Origin of the sequence: Pseudomonas sp. Tn43 (assembly GCF_014192635.1) — a bacterium.
In the GTDB taxonomy this organism is placed as follows: Bacteria; Pseudomonadota; Gammaproteobacteria; order Pseudomonadales; family Pseudomonadaceae; genus Aquipseudomonas.
In genome coordinates, this window is sequence record NZ_JACHYG010000001.1 from 758,377 (window position 1) to 784,919 (window position 26,543).

The following is a 26,543-nucleotide window of genomic DNA, read 5'->3' on the forward strand; positions in this document are numbered from 1 at the left end:
GGAAAAGCGGGTCGTTAAAACATTACGCCAGCCACCAAAACGATATTGCAGTACGGCTGACATTCGCCTGTACGAACAATCGCCCGTGCCTGTCGGCTGACTACTTTGAATTGGTCATGACTGAGCAATTCGCGTCGACCCAGCGCACCGTCGGCATTCAGCTCATCCAGCACGCTCAGGGCCGACGGTTTCTTATCCATAATTTCATGGGCCAGCACATGGCTTTCGACCTGCATTTCGCTGAGCACGATCTTCAAGGTACTGATGAAATCCGGAATCCCGTGGGTCAAGGCCAGGTCGATCAATTCGACGCCAGGCGGAACCGGCAGGCCGGCGTCGCCGATCACCACCGTGTCGCCATGACCCAGGGAAGCGATCAGCCGCGACAGCGCGACGTTGAGCAAAGGGGTCTTTTTCATGGTGCTTTAAAGGCCTGTACGTCGGACAAGGTGGGAATCGAAGGTTGCGCGCCAGCCCGGGTGACCGACAGCGCAGCGGCGATCTGGCCAAAACGGATTGCATCGACCTCGCTTTTGCCGGTCGCCAGCGCCGCGGCGAAACCACCGACGAATGTGTCACCGGCCGCGGTGGTGTCGACCGCTTTCACTTTCTCTGCCGGGAAATGTTCGAAGCGTGTGCCATCGGCCAATACCGAGCCTTGGGCGCCAAGGGTGATGATCACCTTGCCCGCGCCCATGGCGATCAAACGGGTCGCTGCGGTTTTAGCAGTACTCAGGGAATCCACTGGCAATCCGCTCAAGGCCGTGGCTTCGCTTTCGTTGGGTATTAGGTAATCGATGGCGGCATACCAATCCGCCGGCAGGGGGCGACTGGCCGGTGCCGGATTGAGAATCACGGTTTTACCCAATTCACGACCCCGTTTCAGAGCATGGCCGACCGTGGCATCTGGCACTTCCAGCTGACAGATGATGACATCCGCCGCTTGCAACACCGCGTCGAAACGGTCGATGACTTCGGGCGTGAGCGAACCGTTGGCACCGGCAACAATCACGATTGCGTTCTGACTGTTGTCATCGACCACGATCAATGCCACGCCACTGGAGTCTTCGACCGTGCTGACTGCCTGGCAATCGATCTGCTCGGCCAACAACGCCCCGCGCAGCGTTTCGCCATAGGCGTCATTGCCGACACAACCGACCATCGACACCTGCGCCCCCAGCCGCGCCGCGGCCACGGCCTGGTTCGCGCCCTTGCCGCCGGAAACCGTGGCAAACGATTCGCCGATCAGCGTTTCACCACCACGGGGCAGCCGCGGCGCCCGGGTTACCAGGTCCATGTTCAGGCTGCCTATCACCACTACTTTTGCTGGCATACATCACTACTCGTCAATTCTGTTTCAGCGTGCTTTTGGGTTCAGCGGTATTGCGAGAATGCACCGGCCAGCGGCGCAGTCGATTCGCGCAGGACAATACTGGGCGTCACGATGCGCTGATCGGTTGCCAGATCCGGCGTGGCAATCCTGCGCAACAGCACTTCGGCTGCCATCTCGCCAAGCTGCAGGATCGATTGGCCAACGGTGGTCAGCGCGGGATAGACGTAACGGCTCATCTGGATATCGTCGAAGCCGATCACCGACAACTCGCTGGGCACACGAATATTGCGTTCGGCGGCGGCGCGCAATACACCGATGCCGATCATGTCGTTGCCGGCAAAGATCGCACTGGGTCGATTCTTTTCCAGCAGGATCGCCGCGGCGTTGTAACCACCGGTGCTGGTGAAGTCGCTTTCCAGCCTGCGCTCGCGAGGCACTTCGACGCCCGCCTCTTTCAAGGCGCGGCAATAACCGGCCAGACGCATCTGCGCCACGCTGGTGTTCGCCGGGCCGCCGATCGTGGCGATGTCCCGATGCCCCAAGTCCAGCAGATGCCGGGTCGCCAGGTAGGCACCGTATTCATGATCGATGCGCACCAGATCGGCATCGAGACCTTCCAGCCCTCGGTCGACGATCACCATCGGCGTACGCACACCCGCCAGACCTTCGGCCAGACCGCTATCCCCGCCGGCCGAGGCAACGATCAGGCCGTCAATGCGTTTTTCCAGCAACACGCGAAGGTAGCTGCGTTGCTTGTCCGGGTTGTCGTCGGAGTTGCAGAGGATGACGCAATAGCCGTTGCGCTCGCAGTAATCCTCGATGCCCCGGGCCAACTCAGCGAAGTACGGGTTGAGGCTGTTGGGCACCAGCAGCCCGATGGTCGCGGTGGTTTTCGCTTTCAATGACCGGGCCACGGCGCTGGGCACGTAGTCGAGGCTTTGGATTGCCGCCTCGACTTTCAGACGCACTTCTTCACTGACCGGCCGCGTCTTGTTCACCACGTGGGAAACCGTGGTGTAGGAAATGCCTGCGAGTGCCGCTACATCCTTGATCGTTGCCATGACTCAGGTCCGCCGGCTTGCGCGCTGACTGCGATAAGTATCAAGCACCACCGCCACCACGATAACCGCCCCGGTGATGATGCGTTTGGTGGGTTCGGTCGCGCCGATCTGCGCCAGACCGGCCGCCAATACCGAGATGATCAGGACGCCAAAGAATGTGCTGATGACCGAACCGCGTCCGCCCATCAGGCTGGTGCCGCCGATCACCACCGCGGCGATCACTTGCAGCTCCAGACCGGAGCCGGCGTTGGGGTCCGCCGCTTCCAGGCGCGAGATCTGAAACAACGCAGCAATCCCGGCCAGCAGCCCCATCAGGCTGAAGACCATGATTTTGTAGGGCTTCGGATTGATCCCGGCCAGGCGCACGGCTTCTTCGTTGGTGCCGATGCCAATCAGGTAACGACCGAAAACGGTGCGCGTCAGCACGGCTTGGGCGATGAAGATAATCAGCAAGGCAATGATGAATGACGGCGAGATGCCGAACGCGATCGGGTTGGACAGCCAGGCGAAGGCATCGCCGATATAGGCAGTGCGCGAACTGGTCATCTGATAGGCCAGGCCTCGCGCCATCTCCAGCACGCCGAGGGACACGATGAACGACGGAATCCGCCACGCCACGGTGATCGAGCCGGTGATGGTCCCGGCCAATGCCGCTATCGCCATGCCGAGCAAAGCCGCAGGCAAAACGCTCCAGCCCCAACCGAGAATCGCTACGCTGACCGCCGAGGCCGCGAGCGCCAGTACCGACCCCACCGACAAGTCGATACCGCCGATGATCAATACGAAAGTCATGCCGACCGCCAACACCATCAAATCAGGAATCTGGTTGGCCAGGGTGCTGAAGGTGTCGTAGGACAGGAAATGGCTGCTCAGGATCGAGAACAGCGCGATCATTGCCAGCAAGGCACCGGCCAGGCCCAGATAAGTACCGAGGCCATAAAAATTGCCACTACGTTTGCCGGCCAAAGATGCAGTATTCATGGAAGATCCCTAGGCGCGGCTTCGTTGAGCAGCGCATCACGTTTTTGGTAGCCGGCGAACGCGGCGGCAAGCAAATCATCCTGGGTCCAGCTGTCCCGCTCGAAGGTGTCGATCAGACGCCCTGCCGACAACACACCGATGCGATCGCAGATCAGCATCAGTTCACGCAGGTCGCTGGATACCACTACCAGCGCCTTGCCCTGACGGGCCAACTCACCGAGTAATGCGTAGATATCGAACTTGGCACCAACGTCGATGCCACGGGTCGGCTCATCGAACAGCATCACCGCGCAATCACGCTCGAGCCAGCGGCCGATCACGACTTTCTGCTGATTGCCACCGGACAGTTCCGAGACCCATTGCGCCGGGCTGGAACTGCGGATGCGCATGGCGTTGATCTGACGCTGGGCCAGAGAAATCTCGTCATCCTTGTTGACGAAGCCACCGCTGGAAATCACCGGCATATTGCCCAAGGCGATGTTGGCACTGATCGATTGCGTGAGCAGCAAGCCTTCGCCCTTGCGGTCTTCGGTGATCAGTGCAATTCCATGACCAACCGCGTCGGCCGGCGAACGGATACTCACCACCTGAGCTGACGCCCCCAGCGCGACGGTGCCGCTGTCGGCTGTATCGGCACCGAAGATCAAGCGCAACAACTCGGTGCGCCCCGCCCCGATCAAACCGGAAATCCCGAAAATCTCACCGGCGCGCACTTCGAACGATACGTCGCGAACCTTATCGGAACGGGTCAGCCCTTTGACCGTCAAGGCCGGCGCGCCGATCTTGCGCGGCCCCATGTCGATGTGCTCGCCCAATTCACGGCCGACCATCAGTGTGACCAGTTGCTCGCTGCTGTAGTTGGCCATCGGTTCGACGCAGACCAGATGGCCGTCACGCAGAACCGCGATGCGCTGGGCGACCCTTGCCAGTTCTTCGAGGCGGTGGGAAATGTAGATGATCGACACGCCACGAGCCTGCAGGCGCGTGATCTGCTCGAACAGCATTTCGACTTCACGGGCTGTGAGCATTGCTGTCGGCTCGTCGAGAATCAGCACGTGGCAATCGCCGATCAGGTTGCGAGCGATCTCGACCATTTGCTGATGACCAATACCCAGCTCACCAACCAGCGTATCCGGATCGATGGCGTCCAGGCCGACGTGGGCCATGGCCTCGATCGCCGCCTTGCGCAGTTGTTTACGGCTGATCCAGCCACCGTGGCTGGGCAGGTTATCGAGAAACAGGTTTTCCGCCACCGACAATGTCGGCAACAGGTTGAGTTCCTGCATGACCATGCGGATGCCCAACTCTTCGGCCTGGCCCCGGCTGCCGGGGCGGTAGTCCTGCCCCTGAAATTGCATCTGGCCGGCAGTCGGTGTAACCAGCCCGCCAATGATCTTCGACAAGGTGCTTTTACCGGCGCCATTCTCGCCGGTCAGCGCCAGCACTTCGCCGCGCATCAGCGTCAGGTCGATGCCGGTGAGAACAGGTTGGGCATAGGTCTTACCGATCCCGCTGACCGAGAGGACAGCGCTCGGGGCGCAAACTGACATAAAAACGCTCCATGTGCTCGCCCAGGAGGCGAGCACCGTTGTGTCGCCAGAAGGACTACTTGGTCACCAGTTCTACCGGAGTTTCGATGACGCCGTTGACGCCGCTATCGACTGCCTTGCCGTTGATGATGTTCAGCGCCGTCTCGATGCCGAACACCGCTTGCCGGGCAGCAAACTGGTCGGCGGTGGCCAGCACGCGACCGTCCTTGAGCATTGGCTTGATGGCGTTGATGTTGTCGTAACCGACCACTTGCACCTTGCCGGCCTTGCCCGCCGCACGCACAGCAGATACTGCGCCGACGGCCATGCTGTCATTGCCGGCCAACAGAGCCTTGATGTTCGGGTATTCGCTGAGCATCGACGAGGCAACTTTGCCGCCCTTGTCGATTTCCCAATCACCGGATTGCAGGGACACGACTTTGATCTGCGCCGCTTGCATCGCATCCTTGAAGCCCGCCGTACGCTGCTGGGCATTGGTGGTGGTGGAAACGCCTTCAATGATGCCGACTTCGTCACCAGCCTTCAGCTGTTTAGCCAGGTACTCACCCACCAGACGCGCGCCTTTGCGGTTATCCGGGCCTACGAATGGAACGGTGATGTTTTTGCTTTTGACCACGGCCGGGTCCAGCTGGTTATCAATGTTGATCACGGTGATGCCGGCATCAACCGCTTTCTTGATGACCGGGACCATAGCCTTGGAATCTGCCGGCGCGATGACCAATGCGTTGACCTTGGACAAAATCATTTGCTCGACGATGCGCGTCTGGCCGGCCGTGTCCGTTTCGTCCTTGATGCCGTTGGAGATCAGCTCAAAATCGCCGGAGTGGTCTTTCTGGTAAGCCTTGGCGCCGTCTTCCATGGTCAGGAAAAATTCGTTGGCCAGGGATTTCATGACCAAGGCGACTTTCGGTTTTTCAGGGGTTTGGGCGAAAGCCGAAGAGACGGGCAATGCAGCGGATGCGGCAGCCAGCATGGCGACAGCAAGAAGACGTCCAGCGAATGGCAGCTTCATGGGTTCACTCCGATCTTATGATTATTTTGAGCAACACTTGCGCTGGACGTTGCCTGGAACCCTGAGCCTCACTGGATCAAGCCCTAAGACAACCGCGCAAACGTTTGCGTAGACCGAACTATGCGAAGGCTGTGGCGTTTTGTCAACGACCGGTTTTGTGGCTCGGCTGGCCTTTTACATCACGCCGTGGTGCTGACCAGATTGCCGCTGCTGGAACCCTTGGCCAGCTCTTTCACCAGATTGCCCGTCACTTGCGCAAGCGCAGCACTGGTATCGGCAATTTGCCCCTGAATCGACATGACCGCGGTGGCTTTGGCTTCCGGAGTCGGATAATTCGCTGCTTGAGCCGCGGCAAGTTGCTGCTGCTGTTCGCGCAATTGCTGCTGAAGTTCCTGCATGCGTTTGAGCAGTATCTGCACCGCAATGCTTTGATTGCTGCTTTTTCCGGATTTGGTTTCGCCTTGAGTTTGCGTACCGCCACCGGTTCTGACTTGATTCTCACTACCCGCCTCTTCACCCAAGGCTTGGGCTGAAGCGTCGGACGTCGCCTCACTCAAGGCGTTGATGGTCGCCGCTGGTTTGCCCGCGACAGTGATGGCACCTGCATTTGGAAAACCGACAGTTAACGACATGTGAACTCCTGGAAAAGATCCCTTTAAAGGAGCATCGACCTGAGCGGGAGTTTCTTTAGCACTGATTGCCGATTTTGCAAGGCGACTTTCTAAATGGAGGTCGGAGAGCCGAACGAAAAAGTCACCCATGTTCGGGATCCCGGACGAGGGAGCGCGAACACTTTTCTGGATGTTTCAATAATTTATATAAAAATCATGGGGTTAAAAGATCTTCTTGTTGAATGCCAGGCTGGTACAGATCCTGCTCTTCCTCTACACCCCCGGCGTTCAGATCTGCCTGGGGCGCTTCTAGATGAATTTGGCTGTCTCACTACTAGAGAAAACAATAATGAAATCTGCCTTCAACACTTTTATTCCGGGCGCTTTGGCCCTTCTGCTTCTCCTTCCGACCGCCCTTCAGGCAAAAGAAGTCGAAACAAAACAGAAACTGGCGAACGTGGTGATCCTGGCCACCGGCGGCACCATCGCCGGCGCGGGTGCCAGCGCCGCCAACAGCGCCACCTATCAAGCGGCGAAAGTCGGTATCGAACAGTTGATCGCAGGGGTTCCGGAACTGAGTCAATTGGCCAACGTTCGCGGCGAACAGGTGATGCAGATCGCTTCCGAAAGCATCACCAACGATAACCTGCTGCAACTGGGTCGTCGGGTAGCTGAGCTGGCCGACAGCAGTGACGTCGATGGCATCGTTATTACCCATGGCACCGACACGCTGGAAGAAACGGCGTATTTCCTCAACCTGGTGGAAAAAACCGACAAGCCGATCATCGTCGTCGGCTCCATGCGCCCAGGCACCGCCATGTCGGCCGATGGCATGCTGAACCTGTACAACGCCGTCGCGGTGGCCAGTAGCAAAGACGCACGCGGCAAAGGCGTGTTGGTGACCATGAACGATGAAATTCAGTCGGGTCGCGACGTCAGCAAAATGATCAATATCAAGACTGAGGCATTCAAGAGTGCCTGGGGTCCATTGGGTATGGTGGTCGAAGGCAAATCCTACTGGTTCCGCTTGCCGGCCAAGCGCCACACGATGGATTCGGAGTTCGACATCAAAACCATCACCACCCTGCCTGACGTCGGAATTGCCTACTCCTATGGCAACGTCAGCGATACCGCCTACAAAGCCTTGGTTCAATCGGGCGCCAAAGCCATTATTCACGCTGGTACCGGCAATGGCTCGGTTTCGTCACGCGTGGTTCCCGCTCTGCAAGCCCTGCGCAAGGACGGCGTGCAAATCATTCGTTCCTCCCACGTCAATGCCGGTGGTTTCGTGCTGCGTAACGCCGAACAGCCTGACGACAAGTACGATTGGGTGGTGGCGCATGACCTGAATCCGCAAAAAGCCCGCATCCTGGCCATGGTCGCATTGACCAAGACCAACGACAGCAAAGAGCTGCAACGGATGTTCTGGGAATACTGATCCCCCCTCGTCCGACCTGTTCCGGTCAGACAACGCAGTCACCACTCGCCAGCCTTGGCGAGTGGTTCAAGAACTATTCCGATAAAAAATTTCCCATCGTCCTACACCAAACGGAAAAAACTACTGTCAGAGGATTTTCTTGAATTTTAAGCAGTTGCGAAAATGCCTACAGTTAAATACTGTATGCACGTACAGCTTAATAAGGATAATTCCGTGGCCACTAGCTCTTCCTCTCCTGATACCTACGAACGCCTGGGTATGCGCGTTCAGAAAATCATCAATTCCCCCACCGCTCAAAAAGCCAAAGCGGCACTGATCTTCCGTCTTCCGGATGAATCGGTGGATGAGTGGGAACGCTTGCTCGAGGAAATCGACGAGAACGACAACGTCACCCTTGCTCATCGCGATGATGGTGGTGTGCAGGTTTTCTGGGTTGTGCCGAAGGAAGACTGAGTCAATGAGTGTCCGCTGGTTAGCTTTACTGCTTCTGTGTATCACCCTCGGCGCCCAGGCTGGCGCACCACGCACCTTCAACGAAGCCAAGAAAGTCGCGTGGAAATTGTACGCTCCGCAATCCACCGAGTTTTATTGCGGCTGCAAATACACTGGCAACCGCATAGACCTCGCGGCTTGCGGTTATGTGCCGCGCAAAAATGCCAAACGCGCCTCGCGCATCGAATGGGAGCATATTGTTCCGGCCTGGCAGATCGGCCATCAGCGCGAGTGCTGGCAACAAGGTGGTCGCAAGAACTGTACGCGGTACGACCCGACCTATCAGAAAGCCGAGGCCGATCTGCACAATCTGGTGCCGAGCATCGGCGAGGTGAATGGCGATCGAAGCAACTTCAGCTTCGGCTGGTTGCCCGTACAATCGGGTCAATACGGTTCATGCCTGACACAGGTCGACTTCAAGGCGAAGAAGGTCATGCCCCGCCCTTCCATTCGCGGCATGATTGCCCGGACGTATTTCTACATGAGCAAGCAATACGGCTTGCGCCTGTCAAAACAGGATCGGCAACTGTATGAAGCCTGGAACAAGACCTATCCGGTACAGGCCTGGGAACGCCAACGCAATCAGAGCGTTGCTTGCGTGATGGGGCGCGGCAACGAATTTGTCGGCCCGGTGGACTTGAAAACCTGCAACTGACCAGCCGCTGAAAACACAAAGGCCTGAGGCATCACACCTCAGGCCTTTGTTCGTTTCCACCGCTGTTTTTTATTGAGCCGTCGGGTGTTCGACCACCAGCGACTCGATATTCCTTTTCTTTGCCCGGGTGAGCGCTGCCGTCACTTCAGCTTGTTTGGCTTGTGCCTCGGCTTCCGAATTAAACGGCCCTATCAGGATCCGAACCTTTCCATTCTCCCTGATGACGCTGGAAACGAAGCTATGCTCAATCAACCAGCCGCTCAGGTCGCTGACCGCCTGGGGGGTTTCGCCGCGCACCTCGACGTCCCATTGTGGACCTGTTGTCGCTGCAGGCGCGGAGGTAACTGTCGGTTGCGGCTTTTGAGCGTCAACCTCCTTAGCCTCATCGCACCCGACCAACATCAATACTGCGATTACCAAGGCCACTTTGCGCACAACGCTTCCCTCTGAATGCTGAAAACGACGATTTTAACACTCATGGATCCGGCTCGAGCGCCGCAAAAGGGGCGCAAAACAACGAGAATGATGGTTGCGGCCTCTGTATAGTTACGCCTTGGGAATTAATGCAGCATCTGCGCGTCAGAAAGAGGCACCCAAACCGCGAGACTTCGCACTAATCTATACCTATACCGACCTCTGCACTGTCCAAATCAGGTGCCCTACAAGCAATCAAGGAGAAAACCATGCTGATACTCACCCGCAAAGTCGGTGAAAGCATAAACATCGGTGACAACATAACGATCACCATTCTGGGCGTTAGCGGCCAGCAAGTCAGGATTGGCATCAACGCCCCGAAAGACGTTGCGGTGCATCGCGAAGAAATTTATCAACGTATTCAGGCTGGCCTGACCGCCCCAGACAAGCCACAAACACCCTGAATCCTGCTGTAGTCAGTAGCCAGCCTATTCAGCCTCGAATAACGGCTGGCTAAAGATTCAAGCAACCGCATCGCTCTCCGCCCAGCCTCCTTTGCCATGCCTTCGCGATGGAGTTGATACTAGCGCCTCGCCTCATGCCTGACTGTCAGACGTTTCGGATTTGCTGCGAGAAACGGCTTCCTCCTTCCCGGCTAGCCAAACGCGACCCCACGCGCCATGCCCGTGGCGGCCACAACCATCAGCACCAGCAGCAGCGCTTCGAGATGACTGATACGGGCAAATAGCGTTGCGCGACCGGTATCGATCGCTACCCCACGTCCCAGGGCAATCCGCCATTTGATCAGCGTCACCATCGGTGCAATCTCAAGCAGTAGAATAAGGACGAAGAGTGTCATCTTGAGGTGAAACAGCGGTTGATGAAGGTAGTAGTCAGTGCCTTTTTCATACCCGCCAAAAGCGCGCATCACGCCCGTAACCAGGAGAATGACGGCAGAGATCCCCCACAGATTATCCGCCCCCAAAACCCTGCGTGCCTCCCCCGTCCCGGCAACCAGACGACGTAACGCCATACCGCGGGTCAATACCGCCCAGAAGCCGAGCGCAAAGGCCAAGAGGTGAATCGCCGCCAGAAACCAGTGAGCCAGCATCGACATACTCCTTACAGGGAAGTTGAACAGCCCTACAGTAGTAGCCCATCCGAGGGGATTTGCCCACGCACCCGATTTCACTGATCACCCGCACATCACCACCGCCATAGGCGGGTGTTTCAATGTCATGCCCAATTGGCAAATAGCACGCACAAAAAAGCCGGGCTCCTGATTGGATACCCGGCTTTTTGAGAGTTTTGGACTTAATCGGTTCTTTTTGAAGTCGAAGTGCGAGCGTTGCTTAAACCTTTCGCATTGTGATCACCGGGCGTAGAGGCCGAAATGGCGGAGGCCTTCGTTACTCCTCGCGTATCTCTGGAATTTGCAATACCCGAAGTCACTGAACCATGGCCGCGATCACCATTACGATCGCTACCGTAGTGGTTGCCACTGAGACCACGGTCGCGTACAGCCTTGCCTGCGTGATCACTGCTCAAGCCATTGCCGTGTCCATTGCTGACGCCACCGGAATGGCCGGAACCACCGTGGCCACCGCCGTGGCCGCCGCCATTGCCACCACCGTTGCCACCACCATTGCCGCCGCCGTTACCACCACCACCACCACCACCACCACCACCACCACCACCACCTTTCGCATAGGCGGAACTCATGATGGACAGGTCAGCGGGCAATAATGGGGCGGCTGCGAGCATCATCACGCACGACATGACGGCTGCAAAACTCTTGTTTTTTAATAACATGGGGAGATTCCGTGTGGTTGATATTGCACGGAGTAATTGACTGTTTCGGTGGCATTCAGTTCAAAAACCGACGACCAGCGGGCAGGCAATGTGCAATTATCGAAAAACTGCACATTGCTTCCCGTGATTTACAGGTCGTTATGCTACGAGGACGCGATTGAATGGCTCGGTTTCATATCAATCGAATGCGCCATTGAGGACTTCGTAGATGATCCCGGTAGCGATCGCCACCAAGATCAAGTCAGTGCCAGCCTGGCGCCATTCGTAGCCATCGTAATGCGGAAGCCTGCCGAGCAATCGGCCATCGAGTTTTTTGGCGATCCCCGGTGGTAGCGGTTTTCCGCGAGCGAGGTTTTTCTGAATGCCGGGGGGCAAGGCGGGCCCGGGGCTCCAGTAGTCGCGATAACCACCCACGATGCCGAGGACACTGCCGTGGTTGATGCTCGGGCCGTGACTCCAATCGTCACCGCCTGAACCCTTGCCTTTGTTTCCAGGACTGGCGTTGCCATGATCCTGGCTGTTTTGTGGATTTCCCTTGCCGCTTCCCTGGCCTTTCCCGTTTCCCGGGTCGGCCAATGCAGTCATTGAACCGGACGCCAAGGCAAGACACGTCATAGCGACAATCAACGAGCGAGATTTAAACATATCCGTTCTCTCTGAAAGGGGATGGCCCCTGCAATGTAGACGGTTATAGCTGTATTAGTTCAGAAACTGTATTCACTGGAACTCGTTAAATCGCAGCCAACAAAAAAGGGCCCACCTTTCGGTGAGCCCTTCCAGACCGCCCAGCAGAGCGGATTTTGTTTGGTAGGCGCGATTGGACTCGAACCAACGACCCCCACCATGTCAAGGTGGTGCTCTAACCAACTGAGCTACGTGCCTGCTGTGAGGCGGCATTCTACGGAATTCCAAAGGGGTGTCAACACCTTTTTTTCACCTAACCCTATGAATATGCAAAATATTTAATTTCGCTTCGACAAAGAAGATTTTCCGCTGACTGGCGGCGGTTTTTTAACTCGGGTAGGATCGACGCACTCGTAAAATATATTAAACAGAGGCTGCAGGATGGCGAACACTCCCTACCCAGAGTCCTATTACGCCGCGTCGGCCAATGTAGCGCCGCCGCGCCAGGCCTTGCAGGATGATGTAGAGACTGATGTCTGTGTCATCGGAGCCGGTTATACCGGCCTGTCCTCTGCCCTGTTTCTACTGGAGAACGGTTTTCGGGTCACCGTCCTGGAAGCCGCCAAAGTGGGTTTTGGCGCATCGGGACGCAACGGTGGCCAGATCGTTAATAGCTACAGCCGCGATATCGATGTAATCGAGCGCACTGTCGGTCCCAAACAAGCTCAACTGCTGGGGCAAATGGCGTTCGAAGGTGGACGGATCATTCGTGAGCGAGTGGCCAAATACAACATCCAGTGCGACTTGAAAGACGGCGGTGTGTTCGCCGCCATTACAGCCAAGCAGATGGGCCATCTGGAATCCCAGAAGCGCCTGTGGGAGCGTTTCGGTCACACGCAACTTGAGTTGCTGGATCAGCGACGCATCCGCGAAGTAGTGGCTTGCGATCAGTATGTCGGCGGCATGCTCGATATGAGCGGTGGGCATATTCATCCGCTCAATCTTGTCTTGGGCGAGGCAGCAGCCGTGGAGTCGCTGGGTGGCACTGTTTACGAGCAGTCGCCAGCGGTGCGCATCGAGCGCGGCGCCAATCCGGTGGTGCATACGCCTCAGGGCAAGGTCAGGGCCAAATTCATCATCGTTGCGGGCAACGCGTACCTCGGCAATCTGGTGCCAGAACTGGCGGCCAAGTCGATGCCCTGCGGGACCCAAGTAATTACCACCGAACCCCTGGGCGATGAATTGGCCAAAAGCCTGTTACCCCAGGATTATTGCGTCGAAGACTGTAACTACCTGCTCGACTACTACCGCCTGAGTGCTGACAAACGCCTGATTTTCGGTGGCGGCGTGGTCTACGGTGCGCGCGACCCGGCGAACATCGAGGCGATCATTCGACCGAAGATGCTCAAGGTTTTCCCTCAGCTCAAGGACGTGAAAATCGATTACGCCTGGACCGGCAATTTCCTGCTCACGCTATCGCGCCTTCCTCAGGTCGGACGGCTGGGCGAAAACATCTACTATTCCCAAGGTTGCAGTGGCCACGGTGTGACCTATACCCACCTGGCGGGCAAGGTACTGGCTGAAGCATTGCGCGGTCAGGCCGAGCGTTTTGATGCCTTTGCCGACTTGCCCCACTACCCCTTCCCCGGCGGGCAATTGCTGCGTACACCGTTCGCTGCGCTGGGCGCCTGGTATTACGGATTGCGAGACAAACTGGGGTTCTGACTGACAATCGAGCAGGAGGCGGCTTCACAGCCGCCATCCGCATTTCGCCTCGGGCGGCCTTCAGATTTCACTTCTGATCCATTTGCAGAAATAGACAGTATTCAGAAGTCGACCGTCGCCGACAGCAGGTAGGTACGCGGGGTCGACAACGTCAAGCCAGGCTCGCTGTCATCCGAGGCCCCGGCCGAACTCCAGTAGCGTTTATCCGCCACGTTCTCGACATTGGCACGCAGGGTGATGTTCTTTTCATCGATCTTGAACGCGTAGCGTGCCCCCACGTCGAGCCGCTCCCAGGCATCGATTTCCTTATTGTTGGACTGGTCCAGATATTGCGAGCTGGAATAGAGGCCGCGACTGGTCAGGGTCAGACCGTGTATGGCCGGCACATCCCACTCGGCGCCCAGGTTGATGTTGTATTTCGGCGTGGCTGGCGCCCGGTTGCCGTCGAAGGCGCCATTGGTGGTGTCGGTCAACTCGCTGTCGATGTACATGACACCGCCGAGCAGGCGAAAACCTTTGAGCGGCTCGCCGAACACACTCAGTTCCACACCCGTATTCTCACGCTTGCCGTTCGGGCCGAAAACCCGCGTCGTGGCATTGGTCTCATAGGCCGGCTGCTTGATCCGGAACATCGCGGCAGTCACAGCGAACGCACCCGCGTCATACTTGGCGCCGACCTCGACCTGGCGACTGATGAACGGCGGGAATATCTCATCCTCGTTCACCGAGGTCGATGGCGCGATCTTGCCCTGGCTCAGGCCCTCCATGTAGTTGGCATACAGCGACAGCTTATCGGTTGCCTTAAACAGGATACCGCCCGACGGCGAAACCTTTTCCTCATCGTAGGCCGTGGCGCCTTTGACATCATCCGCCCAGTCGTCAACCTTCACGCGTTGCCAGCGGGCGCCGAGGGTCAGCAGCAGCCGGTCATCGAAGAAACCCAGGGTGTCGGACAACGCCACGCCGCTGAAGCGGTTCTCGGTATAGACCTGCGAATCGAGCCGAGTGGGTCTGACAGGTGCTGGTGTTTTCACGGGGTCGTAGAGGTTGCTGCGGGCCGCGGCATAACGGGCGCCGCCATTTTCGAAGTCCATGTAGAAATAGCTGGCGGCCAGATTGACTTCATGGCTCACAGGGCCGGTATGAAACCAGTTGCGCACCCCTGCCGTGGCCGTGCGGACATTTTCATCACGGGTGAAGTCACGCGGCTGAACGCTGAAATCGCCGGCATCATTGGTGACCGCAACGGCATGCCGGAGGAAGTCATGATTGCTTTTACGCGCGCCCACGCCCCCGTACAGCATGACGGAATCGCTGACATCAAATTCGCCATTCACCGTCCCGAACGTGTCGTTGGTACTCGCCTTGCTCCAAGGCTGCGCGTAGTTGTCACGAACATCGTTCGCATTCGGCACCTTGGCATTGGCGCCGACCTGCACGCGCTCCTGCGGGGCGTCGGTATCACGCTCGGTGCGCCCGATGTCCGTGGAGAGTCTCAGGCGTTCACCGCGAAAATCCAGGCCCAGCACGGCCATTTCGCGGTCGACATTCTGGTGATCCCATTCGGTGTCGCCGGACTGCTTCACGCCGTTGAAGCGAATACCGAATTTGTTGTCTTCACCAAAACGCCGGCCGACGTCCACGGCACCACCGACCTGGCTGTCGGAAGCGTAGCTACCGGTGAACGAAGTGATGGGCTTGTCGGTCGCGCGCTTGGGCACCACGTTGATCCCGCCACCCACACTGCCCCGCGGCGAGATGCCGTTGATGAGCTGGCTCGGGCCCTTGATGATGTCGACGCGGTCAGCCATCTCCATGTCGATCGTATAGGTAGGCAGGATGCCGTAGAGACCGTTGTAGGCAACATCGCTGTTGAACAGGCTGAAACCGCGAATGGTGAACTGCTCATAACGCCCACCCGCCGGGTTGGTGGCGCGAACCGAAGGATCGCTGGCGATCAGATCGCCCAAGGTACGAGCCTGCAGGTTTTTGACCGCCTCATCGGTGTAGGTGATCATGCTGAACGGCGTTTCCATGAAATCTTTCGAGCCCAGCAAGCCTTGCGAACCGCGGCGCGCGACCTGACCGCCGGCATACACCTCACCGCCCGCCTCGCCCGTGGCACCGAGAATCGACGTGGGAGCCAGTTGCAGGCTGCTGCTTTCTGGAGCCGGGGCCAGGATATAGGCTTGATCGCCCACCGATTGCAATTGCAGACCAGAACCCTGCAACAGCCGGGCAAAGCCCTCCTCGACCGCGTATTCGCCGGAAAGGCCGGAACTGGTACGAGCGCCCACCAGTGCCGGATCGACCGAGAGATTGACCCCAGACAGACCGGCAAACCGGGTCAGCGCATCACTCAGGCTGCCGGCAGGCACCTGATAATTGCGCCGGGCACTGTCTTCAGCCCAACTGGCAGTGATGAACAACGGACTGGCACTCAGGCCCAGCATCAGGCTCAGGTGCAACAACGGACGCAGGCGGGAAGAAGCCGGACGCGGACAAAAAGGTATTACTGCGGGCATTGATAGTGCTCTCTTGATTCGTTCACATGCCTTGAATGACAAGCGAGTCGAAAAAAGGGGACAGGCTTCACACACTATTTTTACGCGGCAGCAACGTCACCCAATAACGGGTACGTGAATGCACTTCCAGCGGCAGGCTGGCCGCGAGCAACGCGAGGACGCGATCGGTGTCGTCCAGGCGAAAACTGCCGGTGACGCGCAGCGCCTCAAGCTCCGGCTCCCAACGCAGCACACCCGGTCGATAAGTACTGAGTTCGCGCAGAAAATCTCCCAGCGGCTGGTTTTTCGCGATCAGCACACCCTCTCGCCAACCTGGCGCGAGCACATCGAACGAGCTGATCGGCCCGACACCGGTTGCTTGAAGACTGATTTGTTGACCGCCACCCAACGCCAATACCGGCCCTCGCAAGGGCTGCAATTGTACGGCGCCGTGGTACACCGACACGCGGCAACCGCGCGCCTCCTGACGAACACAGACTTCGCTTTGGCTGACGATGATCTGCCCAAACTTTGTTTGAATCGTTAGCGGCGATGCGCTTGGTACTTTTAGCGACAACTCCCCTTCGATCAGCTTCAAGCGACGGTTCTGCAGATCCACATCGACGGCACTGGCCGTGTTGAGCTGCAAGGAACTGCCATCAGCGAGCTGCATCTGTTTGCGCTCTCCGGTGGCCGTGTGCAAATCGGCTCGCCAGACATCCAAAGGCAGTTGTCGGCTGATCAGCCAAGCCGCCGGTACCAACGCAACCGCCCCCAATGCACGCTTGAGCACCACACGCCGACCGGGCTCGGGGCGATCCAGACTTTTGAGCGCCAACGCTGAAGGCAGATCGGCAAACCGCTGACGCAAGGCTTGAGCCTTCTGCCAGGCCTGCTCGTGGCTGACGCAACTGTCGCGCCAACGCTGCAGATTCGCATGATCCTGCTCATTGGCACTTCCAGATTCCAGCAAGGCGAGCCACTGCGCGGCAGCTCGCACTGCCTGACGGGCATCGGGCACCGAACTGTTCACAGTTCCACCAACAAGCAATGCTCATAGGCTTGCGCCATGTAGCGTTTGATCGTGCGCTCCGATACTTTCAAGCGCTCGGCGATGTGCTGATAGGTCAAGCCTTCCAGCTGACTCCAGAGAAACGCCCTGCGCACTGCCGCTGGCAAACCATCAAGCAGTTCATCCAGGGCTTGCAGGGTTTCGAGCAACAACCAGCGCTGCTCGGGCGACGGCACACAGTCTTCCGGCAATGCCGCCAGCGCCGTCAGATAAGCCTGCTCAAGACTTCGACGTTTATAGAAATTACTCAGCAGGCGTTTGCCCATAGTGAGCAAATAGGCACGAGGCTCTTGCAAATCGGCAATTCGCTGAGAGCTGGCGAGCAAGCGCAGGAACGTATCCTGACTGAGATCCGCCGCATCACAGCCATTGCCCATGCGTCTTCTCAACCAGCCTTCCAGCCAGCCACGGTGATCGCGGTACAGGTCGTGGAAGGTTTGCTCCTTCGGCATCGCTGCATCACTCATCTCAAGAAGCCCTGTGCCAAGGAGTTATCGTAAATGAGAGTGATTCTAATTAATGTCGACGCTGTGAACCAAGTCCTTTATGCAATGGGGCGCAGAAAGGTTGGGCGGGAAGGACACAAGAGAGGAAAAGCCAAATCGCAGACACAAAAAACCCCGGTCTTTCGACCAGGGTTTTTGCTATCGACTCGAAACAGACACTGGCTATACCAATGACTTGCTTCGTAGCACCAAGGCGTTCAGTGGGCCTTGAGGCAGATATGGCGCAGCGGACGGGACTCGAACCCGCGACCCCCGGCGTGACAGGCCGGTATTCTAACCGACTGAACTACCGCTGCGTATCGCTTTGGACTTTCGCCCAAGTAACTCGTCTGACTGGAAAGCTTTGAGGCTTTTCAATCTCGAGTCAGGTAGACCTGACTCGGAAAATATGGCGCAGCGGACGGGACTCGAACCCGCGACCCCCGGCGTGACAGGCCGGTATTCTAACCGACTGAACTACCGCTGCGCGTCGGTGGAGGCTTTAAAAGCTTCCATCTTGCTTTCGCAAGACTCTCGGAAGTGGTGGGTGATGACGGGATCGAACCGCCGACATTCTGCTTGTAAGGCAGACGCTCTCCCAGCTGAGCTAATCACCCGTTTGCATCTCCGAGGCCGCGAAATTTACGCAGGTACCGAAGCTAAGTCAATACCCCGCTTGAAGTTTTTCTGAAAAAGACAAAATCGTGTCATTCCGAACGAGGTCGGCAACCGTCAGACCGCTTTCGCGAGCCTGCTCGCGATGAAGGCGGCACATTCGACATCCATGCGGACGACAGCGCCCTGCCGTGTTACTCGCTGTAAATCATCTTCTTGGTCATGCCACCATCGACCACGAATTCCTGACCCGTGACGAAACCGGCGTTCCTGGACAGCAACCACGCCACCATCGCCGCCACGTCCTCGACCGTGCCTACCCTGCCCGCCGGATGCTGCGCATGATCGGCATCGGTCAGCGGTTCGGCGCGTCGCACTGCAGGGTCTCGCGCATCGATCCAGCCCGGGCTGACTGCGTTGACACGGATTTCCGGCCCTAAACTGATGGCCAAGGCGTGAGTCAGGGCCAACAGCCCCCCCTTGCTCGCCGCATAAGCCTCTGTGTCGGGCTCCGACTGTGCGGCACGGGTCGAGGCCAGATTGACGATGGCACCGCTGTGAGCGCGCAGGTAAGGCGCGCAGTGCTTGGCCAACAGCATCGGCCCGCTGAGGTTCACCGCCAACACCCGATTCCAGTAATCCAGATCGAGGCTTTCCAGGGTGATGTTGTGCGGGTCGGCCACCGCCGCATTGCATACCAACGCATCCAGACGCCCGAATTGCCCCAGCACTTCAGCCACGCCCAGCGCCACCTGCGCTTCATTCGCGACGTCCATGGCGATGAACCAGGCGTTTTCGCCAAGGACCTTCGCCACTTTCGAACCGCGCTCTCGATCCAGATCAGTCAGCACCACTTGCCAGCCTTCGCTGATCAGCCAGGCCGCGATCCCCAAGCCGATGCCGCGCGCAGCACCGGTGACCAGCGCGACGCGGCCATGGGTGCCCGTGGTCGGCGTCGACAACTCGATCACAAGGCAGCCAACCCGCGCGCCAGATCGGCTTGCAGGTCGGCCACGTCTTCCAGACCGACCGCGATGCGGATCAGGCTGTCACGGATCCCTGCCGCCTCACGCTCTTGCGGCGCGAGACGACCGTGAGAGGTGGTACTCGGGTGCGTGATGGTGGTTTTGCTGTCGCCCAGGTTGGCGGTGATGGAAATCAGGCGGGTCGCATCGATGAAGCGCCAGGCGCCCTCTTTGCCGCCCTTGACTTCGAAACTCACGACCGCACCGAAGCCTTTCTGCTGACGCCGGGCCAATTCGTACTGCGGATGGCTCTTGAGGCCGGCGTAATGGACTTTCTCGATACCGCCCTGCTGCTCCAGCCATTCGGCCAGTTGCTGGGCATTGGCGCAGTGTGCCTTCATGCGCAGGCTCAGCGTTTCCAGCCCCTTGAGGAAGATCCAGGCGTTGAACGGGCTGAGGGTCGGCCCGGCAGTACGCAGAAAACCGACGACTTCTTTCATCTGCTCGCTACGACCGGCCACAACACCGCCCATGCAACGCCCCTGGCCATCGATGAACTTGGTCGCCGAGTGCACAACGATATCCGCGCCGAGCTTCAAAGGCTGCTGCAACGCGGGGGTGCAGAAGCAGTTGTCGACCACCAGCATCGTGCCTTTGGCATGAGCGATTTTCGACAGCTCCGCGATGTCCACCAACTCAGCCAGCGGGTTGGAGGGCGATTCGACGAACAGCAATTTAGTGTTGGCCTTGATCGCGGCATCCCAACCGGACAAATCCGCCAATGGCACGTAATCGACCTCAATACCAAAGCGCTTGAAGTACTTCTCGAACAGGCTGATGGTCGAGCCGAACACGCTGCGCGAGACCAGTACATGATCGCCGGCACTGCACAGGCTCATCACCACCGCCATGATCGCGGCCATGCCGGTGGCGGTGGCCACGGCTTGCTCGGCGCTTTCCAGCGCGGCAATACGCTCCTCGAACGCACGCACGGTCGGGTTGGTGTAGCGCGAGTAAACGTTGCCCGGCACTTCACCGGCAAAGCGCGCGGCTGCGTCGGCGGCGGTACGGAATACGTAGCTGGAAGTGAAGAACATCGGGTCACCGTGTTCGCCTTCCGGCGTGCGGTGCTGACCGGCGCGTACGGCCAGGGTATCGAACGCTACGCCTTCGAGGTCGCTGTCCAGCCGACCGGCATCCCAATCCTGACTCATGCTGTCACTCCTTGCCTTGCTCTTTTTAGTAGATACAAAACCGGCCCCTAGGGGCCGGTAATTACTCAGTTGTTGTACAGATCAATGATCGCACTGACTGCCTGGGTCTTGACCTTGGAGGCATCGTTGCGCGCCTGCTCGATCTTGTTCAGGTAAGTCTCGTCGACGTCACCGGTGACGTACTGGCCGTCGAACACCGCACAATCGAACTTCTCGATCTTGATCTTGCCGCCACCGACCGCTTCGATCAAGTCAGGCAGGTCCTGATAGATCAACCAGTCAGCGCCGATCAGGTCAGCAACGTCCTGGGTCGAACGGTTGTGCGCGATCAACTCGTGAGCGCTCGGCATGTCGATGCCATAAACGTTCGGGTAACGCACCGCCGGTGCAGCGGAGCAGAAATAGACGTTTTTGGCACCGGCTTCGCGAGCCATCTGGATGATCTGCTTGCAGGTGGTGCCGCGAACGATGGAGTCGTCCACCAGCATCACGTTCTTGCCGCGGAACTCCAGTTCGATGGCGTTGAGCTTCTGGCGTACGGATTTTTTCCGTGCAGCCTGACCCGGCATGATGAAGGTCCGGCCGATGTAGCGGTTCTTCACAAAGCCTTCGCGGAACTTGACGCCCAGGTGGTTCGCCAGCTCCAGGGCCGCGGTGCGGCTGGTGTCCGGAATCGGGATGACCACATCGATGTCGTGGTCCGGACGCTCGCGCAGGATCTTCTCGGCAAGCTTCTCGCCCATGCGCAGGCGGGCCTTGTAGACCGAGACGCCGTCGATGATCGAGTCCGGACGCGCCAGATAGACGTGTTCGAAAATGCACGGCGTCAGCGACGGGTTGGTCGCACACTGACGGGTGTGCAGCTTGCCGTCTTCAGTGATGTAGACCGCTTCGCCCGGTGCCAGGTCGCGAATCAGGGTAAAACCGAGTACGTCCAGCGAAACGCTTTCGGAGGCGATCATGTACTCGACGCCTTCGTCGGTATGACGCTGACCGAAAACGATCGGACGGATGCCGTGCGGATCGCGGAAACCGACGATGCCGTAACCGGTCACCATCGCCACGACCGCGTAACCACCGACGCAACGGTTGTGCACGTCGGTGACAGCGGCGAACACGTCTTCTTCGGTCGGCTGCAACTTGCCGCGCTGGGCCAGTTCGTGCGCGAACACGTTGAGCAGCACTTCCGAATCGGAATTGGTGTTGACGTGGCGCAGGTCAGATTCGTAAATCTCCTTGGCCAGCTGTTCAACGTTGGTCAGGTTACCGTTATGCGCCAGGGTAATGCCGTACGGCGAGTTGACGTAAAACGGTTGGGCCTCGGCCGAAGTCGAGCTGCCCGCAGTCGGGTAACGCACATGGCCTATGCCCATGTGGCCGACCAGGCGCTGCATGTGACGTTGATGAAACACGTCACGCACCAGCCCATTGTCCTTGCGCAGGAATAACCGGCCATCATGGCTGGTCACGATACCGGCAGCGTCCTGGCCGCGGTGCTGGAGGACGGTTAGCGCGTCATACAGCGCCTGATTGACGTTCGACTTACCGACGATACCGACGATGCCACACATGCGACGCAACCCCTACTTAATGGATCTGAACTGAACACAACTCACTGAGGCGTTTTGGCCGTCGGCAAGAGGTGCTCCTTGAACGGTATATCAGCGGGTACGCTGATTCCGCTGGCAAGCCACTGACTGCTCCACCCAAGGATCAGGTTTTTGGACCAGTCTGCGACCAATAGAAATTTTGGCACGAGCTGTGATTGTTGCCACCACCCGTCCTGCTGTACCGGCCCCAGGCTCAACAGCCCGACCGCCACGACCACCAGCAACACGCCACGCGCGGCGCCGAAGGCCATGCCGAGGAATCGATCGGTCCCGGATAGCCCGGTGACGCGAACCAACTCGCCGATAAGATAATTGATCATTGCGCCTACGATTAAAGTGGCGACAAACATGATGGTACAACCCGCGATCACGCGAGCCGATGGTGTTTCGATGTATCCGCCGAGGTACTCGGACAATGAACCACCAAACATCCAGGCAACGGCTCCTGCGATGATCCAGGTCAGCAGCGAGAGTGCTTCTTTGACGAAGCCGCGGCTAAGACTGATCAAAGCGGAGATGGCGACGATTGCAACGATCGCCCAGTCAACCCAGGTAAATGGCACAGTGCAGCCTACAGACAGATGAGGCGGCGCATTTTAGCAGAGCCCATGGCTGTCGGTAAGCTGAGATTGTCAGTGCTTTTCAAATCAGGGTGATAGTTTTAACCACGCTCAGGCTGAAAACGCACGACAAAGCCCTTGAGGTTCTGCTGGCGACTCAACAAGTCACGCAAGCGATCGGCCTCCGCGCGCTCGATCAGCGGCCCGACAAAAACCCGATTCTTGCCATCAGCGGAGCGGATGTAGGCGTTATAGCCTTGGCTGCGCAGAGTTTTCTGCAGGCTTTCAGCGCTCTCACGGCTCGACAGGCTGGCCAGTTGCACCGACCAACTGACCGACAGGCCATTGGCATCGACGCGGTTTGGGGTGGCAGCCGGCTTGCTCGGTGCGACAGCGATTGGCTGCGCAGGTGCCGGCACAGGCTTGGCGACTGGCGCCGGAGGTGGTGTGACCGGTTTGGCAGCCGGTGGCGCTGGAACCACGGGTGCACTCGGCGCACTTGGCGCAATCGGTGCCGACGGCGCTTGCTGCGCGGCAATTTCATCATCGCTTGGCACAGGTTCTTGCGGCAATGCCTGCGGCTCAGGCACTACCACAGGCTCGACCTGCACTTGCGGTGCCGCTGGCGCTTGCGGTGCGGCCGGGGCGTCGACCCTCACCTGGCGCTGTTCGTCCTGACGGGAAAACAGCATCGGCAGGAAAATCACCGCCAGCGCGACCAGCACCAGGGCACCGACCATGCGCTGCTTATACGCCTTATCCAGCAAAGCCATTTGCCGCTTCCTCCGTGGAGTGCCGGGCCAGCCATTCAAGGGCCTCGGCGACACAATAAAATGATCCGAACAACAGAATTTCGTCGTCGCTCGTCGCTTGCGCGCACTGCCCTTCCAGGGCAGCGGCCACGCTGTCATAAGACGTTACCGAGGCGCCCAGGTTCTGCAATGCCGCGTGCAACTGCTCAACGGGTCGCGCCCGCGGCGAATCCAGCGGGGCGACAGCCCAATGCTGGACACTAGCATTCAATTCACCGACAACACCATCCAGGTCCTTGTCCGCCAACAACCCGAATACCGCCAGACGCTTGCCGGCCGGAGGCCGACTGGCCAGGCGACGGGCCAGGTACTCTGCCGCATGGGGGTTGTGCCCGACGTCCAGCAATACATTAAGACGCTTGCCCTGCCAATTGAGCTGACGGCGATCGAGACGACCGACCACCCGTGTCGCTTTCAAGGCTTCGATAATCCGCGCATCCATCCAAGGCAAACCGAGCAGCAGATAAGCCTGCAACGCCAGGGCGGCGTTTTCCATTGGCAGATCGAGCAATGGCAAGTCATGCAACTCGACTGCACGCCCTTGGGCATCAAGGCCGCGCCATTGCCAGTTGTGATCGGTGATACCCAGGTCGAAATCGCGTCCACGCAGGAAAAACGGGCACTTGAGCTCGCGCGCTTTATCCAGCAGAGGTTGAGGAGGATTCAGATCGCCACAGAGCGCAGGCGCGCCCTGGCGGAAAATGCCGGCTTTTTCGTAAGCCACGGACTCTCGGGTATCACCCAGATAGTCCGCATGATCGACGCCGATGCTGGTGACCAGCGCGATATCGGCATCCACTACGTTGACGGTATCCAGACGCCCGCCCAGGCCGACTTCCAGCACTACCGCATCAAGCCCTGCCTGTTGAAACAACCAGAACGCCGCCAAGGTACCCATTTCGAAGTACGTCAGGGACGTGTCGCCACGACCGGCCTCGACCGCAGCAAAGGCTTCGCACAGCTCGGCGTCGGTCGCCTCGACACCATTGACCTGCACCCGCTCGTTGTAACGCAGCAGGTGCGGAGAATTGTAGACACCGACGTTCAGGCCCTGCGCCCGCAGCAACGAAGCCACGAACGCGCAGGTAGAACCCTTGCCGTTGGTGCCCGTGACCGTGATCACCCGAGGCGCCGGCTTGCCCAGCCCCATCCGAGACGCTACCTGTTGCGAACGCTCCAGCCCCATGTCGATGGCCGAAGGATGCAACTGTTCCAGGTAGGCGAGCCACTCGCCAAGGGTGCGTTGGATCATAGGTTGGCAGGCACCGGCGGAACCACGATCGGCTCGATCGGCGCGGCGACGAATTTTGGCGTCGGCAGTCCCATCATTTGTGCCAGCAGGTTGCCCAGTCGCGGACGCAGTTCCTGACGAGGAATGATCATGTCGATCGCGCCGTGCTCCAGCAGGAACTCACTGCGCTGGAAGCCTTCCGGCAGCTTTTCGCGAACGGTTTGTTCGATAACACGCGGGCCGGCGAAACCGATCAGGGCTTTGGGCTCACCGACGATTACATCACCCAGCATCGCCAGACTGGCGGAAACACCGCCGTAGACCGGATCGGTCAGTACCGAGATGAACGGAATGCCTTCTTCACGCAGACGCGCCAGGACCGCGGAGGTCTTGGCCATTTGCATCAGGGAAATCAGTGCTTCCTGCATCCGCGCACCACCGGAGGCGGCGAAGCAGATCATCGGGCAACGGTTTTCCAGGGCGTAATTGGCGGCACGCACGAAGCGCTCACCGACGATGGCGCCCATCGAGCCACCCATGAAGGAGAATTCGAAGGCCGACACCACGACCGGCATGCCCAGCAAGGTGCCGCTCATGGAGATCAGTGCGTCTTTTTCGCCGGTCTGCTTTTGCGCAGCGGTCAGGCGATCCTTGTATTTCTTGCCGTCGCGGAATTTCAGACGGTCAACCGGCTCCAGGTCCGCGCCCAGTTCGGCACGGCCGTCAGCGTCGAGGAAGATGTCGATGCGCGCACGAGCGCCGATACGCATGTGGTGGTTGCACTTGGGGCAAACATCCAGGGTCTTTTCCAGCTCCGGACGATACAGCACCGCCTCGCAAGACGGGCATTTGTGCCACAGACCTTCAGGCACCGAGCTCTTCTTGACCTCGGAACGCATGATCGAAGGGATCAGTTTGTCTACTAACCAGTTGCTCATGCTTTCTTTCTCCAGTACCGGCGGCTCGAACGCTCTGGTTCGCAGCCCCGCGTATGCCCTTGAGCTAAATTCATATGTGTGGCGATGATCGATGGCGTGCCGGGTCAGCGAGATGCGACCTGCGTACACCCCCAAATATCCTCAGCCATGCCTGTGGACGGCGGCAGTGTGCCAGCCGTCACATCAAGCCTCTACAACCGCTTTGATGAATGCCTGAATCTTTGCCTGATCCTTGATGCCCTTGCTCGCCTCCACTCCACCGCTGACGTCCACCGCGTATGGCCGAACCCGGGCAATCGCCTCGGCGACGTTGTCCGGTGTCAAGCCGCCCGCCAGGATGATCGGCTTGCTCAGATGTTGCGGTATCAGAGACCAGTCGAACGCTTCACCGGTTCCGCCGGGAACACCTTCGACGTAGGTGTCGAGCAGGATCCCGCTGGCACTGGCGTAGGCATCGCAAGCCGCTGCGATGTCATCACCGGCCTTGACCCGCAACGCCTTGATGTAGGGCCGATGCCAGCCTTCGCAGTCAGCCGCGGTTTCATCGCCATGAAACTGCAACAGGTCCAGCGGCACTGCGTCGAGGATTTCCCCCAACTCGCAGCGACTGGCATTGACGAACAACCCCACGGTGGTCACGAATGGCGGCAAGGCCTTGATGATCGCCCTCGCCTGCTGGACAGTCACAGCCCGTGGGCTTTTGGTGTAGAACACAAAACCGATGGCATCAGCCCCGGCCTCGACCGCCGCCAACGCATCTTCCATGCGGGTAATCCCACAAATTTTGCTGCGAACGGCTGACATGTCGATATAACCTCAGGACAAATCC

At 58.7% G+C, this 26,543-nt stretch carries 27 protein-coding genes and 4 tRNA genes; 5 read left to right on the forward strand and 26 right to left on the reverse strand.

The window, feature by feature from the left end:
* Positions 1-14: 14 nt before the first annotated feature.
* The 7 genes from rbsD to FHW68_RS03430 all read right to left on the reverse strand — a co-directional run bounded on the left by rbsD (position 15) and on the right by FHW68_RS03430 (position 6,569).
* Entirely contained in the window at positions 15-419 is a 405-nt protein-coding gene (gene rbsD / locus FHW68_RS03400) for a D-ribose pyranase (protein WP_183678794.1), read from the reverse strand.
* Positions 416-1,333, reverse strand: coding sequence for a ribokinase (gene rbsK / locus FHW68_RS03405; RefSeq protein WP_095631484.1), 918 nt, complete (start codon positions 1,331-1,333; stop codon positions 416-418). The genes rbsD and rbsK overlap by 4 nt, the downstream gene beginning before the upstream one ends.
* A 41-nt stretch (positions 1,334-1,374) precedes the next feature.
* Complete coding sequence (locus tag FHW68_RS03410; RefSeq protein ID WP_095631485.1) at positions 1,375-2,394, reverse strand: LacI family DNA-binding transcriptional regulator; 1,020 nt, start codon at positions 2,392-2,394, stop codon at positions 1,375-1,377.
* A 3-nt stretch (positions 2,395-2,397) separates the two neighbouring features.
* On the reverse strand, positions 2,398-3,375 hold the full coding sequence (locus FHW68_RS03415; protein WP_183678797.1) for an ABC transporter permease: 978 nt from the start codon (positions 3,373-3,375) through the stop codon (positions 2,398-2,400).
* On the reverse strand, positions 3,372-4,925 hold the full coding sequence (locus FHW68_RS03420; protein WP_183678799.1) for a sugar ABC transporter ATP-binding protein: 1,554 nt from the start codon (positions 4,923-4,925) through the stop codon (positions 3,372-3,374). Before FHW68_RS03420 ends, FHW68_RS03415 begins: the two co-directional genes overlap by 4 nt.
* 55 nt (positions 4,926-4,980) lie before the next feature.
* The gene (locus FHW68_RS03425) at positions 4,981-5,937 is read right to left on the reverse strand and encodes a sugar ABC transporter substrate-binding protein (RefSeq protein WP_095631488.1); all 957 of its coding nucleotides are present in this window, start codon (positions 5,935-5,937) and stop codon (positions 4,981-4,983) included.
* Positions 5,938-6,116: 179 nt separating this feature from the next.
* Positions 6,117-6,569: a hypothetical protein gene (locus FHW68_RS03430; protein ID WP_183679030.1), complete on the reverse strand. Its 453-nt coding sequence runs from the start codon at positions 6,567-6,569 to the stop codon at positions 6,117-6,119.
* Between the two features lie 328 nt (positions 6,570-6,897).
* Here FHW68_RS03430 and FHW68_RS03435 point away from each other — a divergent pair, with 328 nt between their 5' ends.
* The 3 genes from FHW68_RS03435 (at position 6,898) to FHW68_RS03445 (ending at position 9,133) form a co-directional block, all read left to right on the forward strand.
* Positions 6,898-7,986 carry an asparaginase gene (locus tag FHW68_RS03435; protein ID WP_095631490.1) on the forward strand — a complete coding sequence of 363 codons (1,089 nt, stop codon included), beginning with the start codon at positions 6,898-6,900 and terminating at the stop codon, positions 7,984-7,986.
* A gap of 162 nt (positions 7,987-8,148) precedes the next feature.
* The gene (locus FHW68_RS03440) at positions 8,149-8,439 is read left to right on the forward strand and encodes a DUF1654 domain-containing protein (protein ID WP_095631491.1); all 291 of its coding nucleotides are present in this window, start codon (positions 8,149-8,151) and stop codon (positions 8,437-8,439) included.
* A gap of 4 nt (positions 8,440-8,443) precedes the next feature.
* On the forward strand, positions 8,444-9,133 hold the full coding sequence (locus tag FHW68_RS03445) for an endonuclease (RefSeq protein WP_095631492.1): 690 nt from the start codon (positions 8,444-8,446) through the stop codon (positions 9,131-9,133).
* A 69-nt stretch (positions 9,134-9,202) separates the two neighbouring features.
* Here FHW68_RS03445 and FHW68_RS03450 read toward each other — a convergent pair whose 3' ends face one another.
* The gene (locus FHW68_RS03450) at positions 9,203-9,568 is read right to left on the reverse strand and encodes a penicillin-binding protein activator LpoB (protein WP_095631493.1); all 366 of its coding nucleotides are present in this window, start codon (positions 9,566-9,568) and stop codon (positions 9,203-9,205) included.
* 248 nt (positions 9,569-9,816) lie between these two features.
* On the opposite strand from FHW68_RS03450, the gene csrA reads away from it, so the two are divergent.
* Positions 9,817-10,011 (forward strand): carbon storage regulator CsrA, encoded by a 195-nt coding sequence (gene csrA / locus FHW68_RS03455; protein WP_007905913.1) that lies wholly within the window; start codon positions 9,817-9,819, stop codon positions 10,009-10,011.
* 191 nt (positions 10,012-10,202) lie between these two features.
* On the opposite strand, the gene FHW68_RS03460 is transcribed toward csrA, so the two are convergent.
* The 4 genes from FHW68_RS03460 to FHW68_RS03475 all read right to left on the reverse strand — a co-directional run bounded on the left by FHW68_RS03460 (position 10,203) and on the right by FHW68_RS03475 (position 12,241).
* Entirely contained in the window at positions 10,203-10,658 is a 456-nt protein-coding gene (locus FHW68_RS03460) for a DUF2214 family protein (RefSeq protein WP_095631494.1), read from the reverse strand.
* Positions 10,659-10,861: 203 nt separating this feature from the next.
* Positions 10,862-11,359, reverse strand: coding sequence for a hypothetical protein (locus FHW68_RS27175; protein WP_260296349.1), 498 nt, complete (start codon positions 11,357-11,359; stop codon positions 10,862-10,864).
* 177 nt (positions 11,360-11,536) lie between these two features.
* Complete coding sequence (locus tag FHW68_RS03470) at positions 11,537-12,004, reverse strand: anti-virulence regulator CigR family protein (protein ID WP_095631495.1); 468 nt, start codon at positions 12,002-12,004, stop codon at positions 11,537-11,539.
* Between the two features lie 160 nt (positions 12,005-12,164).
* Positions 12,165-12,241 (reverse strand) — tRNA-Val (locus FHW68_RS03475).
* A 183-nt stretch (positions 12,242-12,424) separates the two neighbouring features.
* Between FHW68_RS03475 and FHW68_RS03480 the strand changes: the two genes are divergently transcribed.
* Complete coding sequence (locus FHW68_RS03480; RefSeq protein WP_095631496.1) at positions 12,425-13,708, forward strand: FAD-binding oxidoreductase; 1,284 nt, start codon at positions 12,425-12,427, stop codon at positions 13,706-13,708.
* 101 nt (positions 13,709-13,809) lie between these two features.
* On the opposite strand, the gene FHW68_RS03485 is transcribed toward FHW68_RS03480, so the two are convergent.
* The 14 genes from FHW68_RS03485 to FHW68_RS03550 all read right to left on the reverse strand — a co-directional run bounded on the left by FHW68_RS03485 (position 13,810) and on the right by FHW68_RS03550 (position 26,518).
* Positions 13,810-16,233: a TonB-dependent receptor gene (locus tag FHW68_RS03485; RefSeq protein WP_183678802.1), complete on the reverse strand. Its 2,424-nt coding sequence runs from the start codon at positions 16,231-16,233 to the stop codon at positions 13,810-13,812.
* Positions 16,234-16,300: 67 nt separating this feature from the next.
* Positions 16,301-17,245 (reverse strand): FecR domain-containing protein, encoded by a 945-nt coding sequence (locus FHW68_RS03490; protein ID WP_183678804.1) that lies wholly within the window; start codon positions 17,243-17,245, stop codon positions 16,301-16,303.
* The gene (locus FHW68_RS03495) at positions 17,242-17,751 is read right to left on the reverse strand and encodes a sigma-70 family RNA polymerase sigma factor (RefSeq protein WP_095631499.1); all 510 of its coding nucleotides are present in this window, start codon (positions 17,749-17,751) and stop codon (positions 17,242-17,244) included. The genes FHW68_RS03490 and FHW68_RS03495 overlap by 4 nt, the downstream gene beginning before the upstream one ends.
* A 258-nt stretch (positions 17,752-18,009) precedes the next feature.
* A tRNA-Asp gene (locus tag FHW68_RS03500) sits at positions 18,010-18,086 on the reverse strand.
* A gap of 93 nt (positions 18,087-18,179) precedes the next feature.
* Positions 18,180-18,256, reverse strand: a tRNA-Asp gene (locus FHW68_RS03505).
* Between the two features lie 54 nt (positions 18,257-18,310).
* A tRNA-Val gene (locus tag FHW68_RS03510) sits at positions 18,311-18,386 on the reverse strand.
* A 192-nt stretch (positions 18,387-18,578) separates the two neighbouring features.
* Positions 18,579-19,355 (reverse strand): SDR family oxidoreductase, encoded by a 777-nt coding sequence (locus tag FHW68_RS03515; RefSeq protein ID WP_183678806.1) that lies wholly within the window; start codon positions 19,353-19,355, stop codon positions 18,579-18,581.
* The gene (locus FHW68_RS03520; protein ID WP_183678808.1) at positions 19,352-20,563 is read right to left on the reverse strand and encodes an O-succinylhomoserine sulfhydrylase; all 1,212 of its coding nucleotides are present in this window, start codon (positions 20,561-20,563) and stop codon (positions 19,352-19,354) included. Before FHW68_RS03520 ends, FHW68_RS03515 begins: the two co-directional genes overlap by 4 nt.
* A gap of 65 nt (positions 20,564-20,628) precedes the next feature.
* Positions 20,629-22,134, reverse strand: a complete 1,506-nt coding sequence (purF, locus tag FHW68_RS03525) for an amidophosphoribosyltransferase (RefSeq protein ID WP_095633283.1) — start codon at positions 22,132-22,134, stop codon at positions 20,629-20,631.
* Positions 22,135-22,175: 41 nt separating this feature from the next.
* On the reverse strand, positions 22,176-22,736 hold the full coding sequence (locus tag FHW68_RS03530; RefSeq protein ID WP_095633284.1) for a CvpA family protein: 561 nt from the start codon (positions 22,734-22,736) through the stop codon (positions 22,176-22,178).
* Between the two features lie 98 nt (positions 22,737-22,834).
* Entirely contained in the window at positions 22,835-23,506 is a 672-nt protein-coding gene (locus tag FHW68_RS03535) for an SPOR domain-containing protein (protein ID WP_183678809.1), read from the reverse strand.
* Complete coding sequence (gene folC / locus FHW68_RS03540; protein ID WP_183678812.1) at positions 23,490-24,797, reverse strand: bifunctional tetrahydrofolate synthase/dihydrofolate synthase; 1,308 nt, start codon at positions 24,795-24,797, stop codon at positions 23,490-23,492. The genes FHW68_RS03535 and folC overlap by 17 nt, the downstream gene beginning before the upstream one ends.
* Complete coding sequence (gene accD, locus FHW68_RS03545; protein WP_095633287.1) at positions 24,794-25,714, reverse strand: acetyl-CoA carboxylase, carboxyltransferase subunit beta; 921 nt, start codon at positions 25,712-25,714, stop codon at positions 24,794-24,796. Before accD ends, folC begins: the two co-directional genes overlap by 4 nt.
* A 183-nt stretch (positions 25,715-25,897) precedes the next feature.
* On the reverse strand, positions 25,898-26,518 hold the full coding sequence (locus FHW68_RS03550) for a phosphoribosylanthranilate isomerase (RefSeq protein ID WP_183678814.1): 621 nt from the start codon (positions 26,516-26,518) through the stop codon (positions 25,898-25,900).
* Positions 26,519-26,543 lie beyond the last annotated feature (25 nt).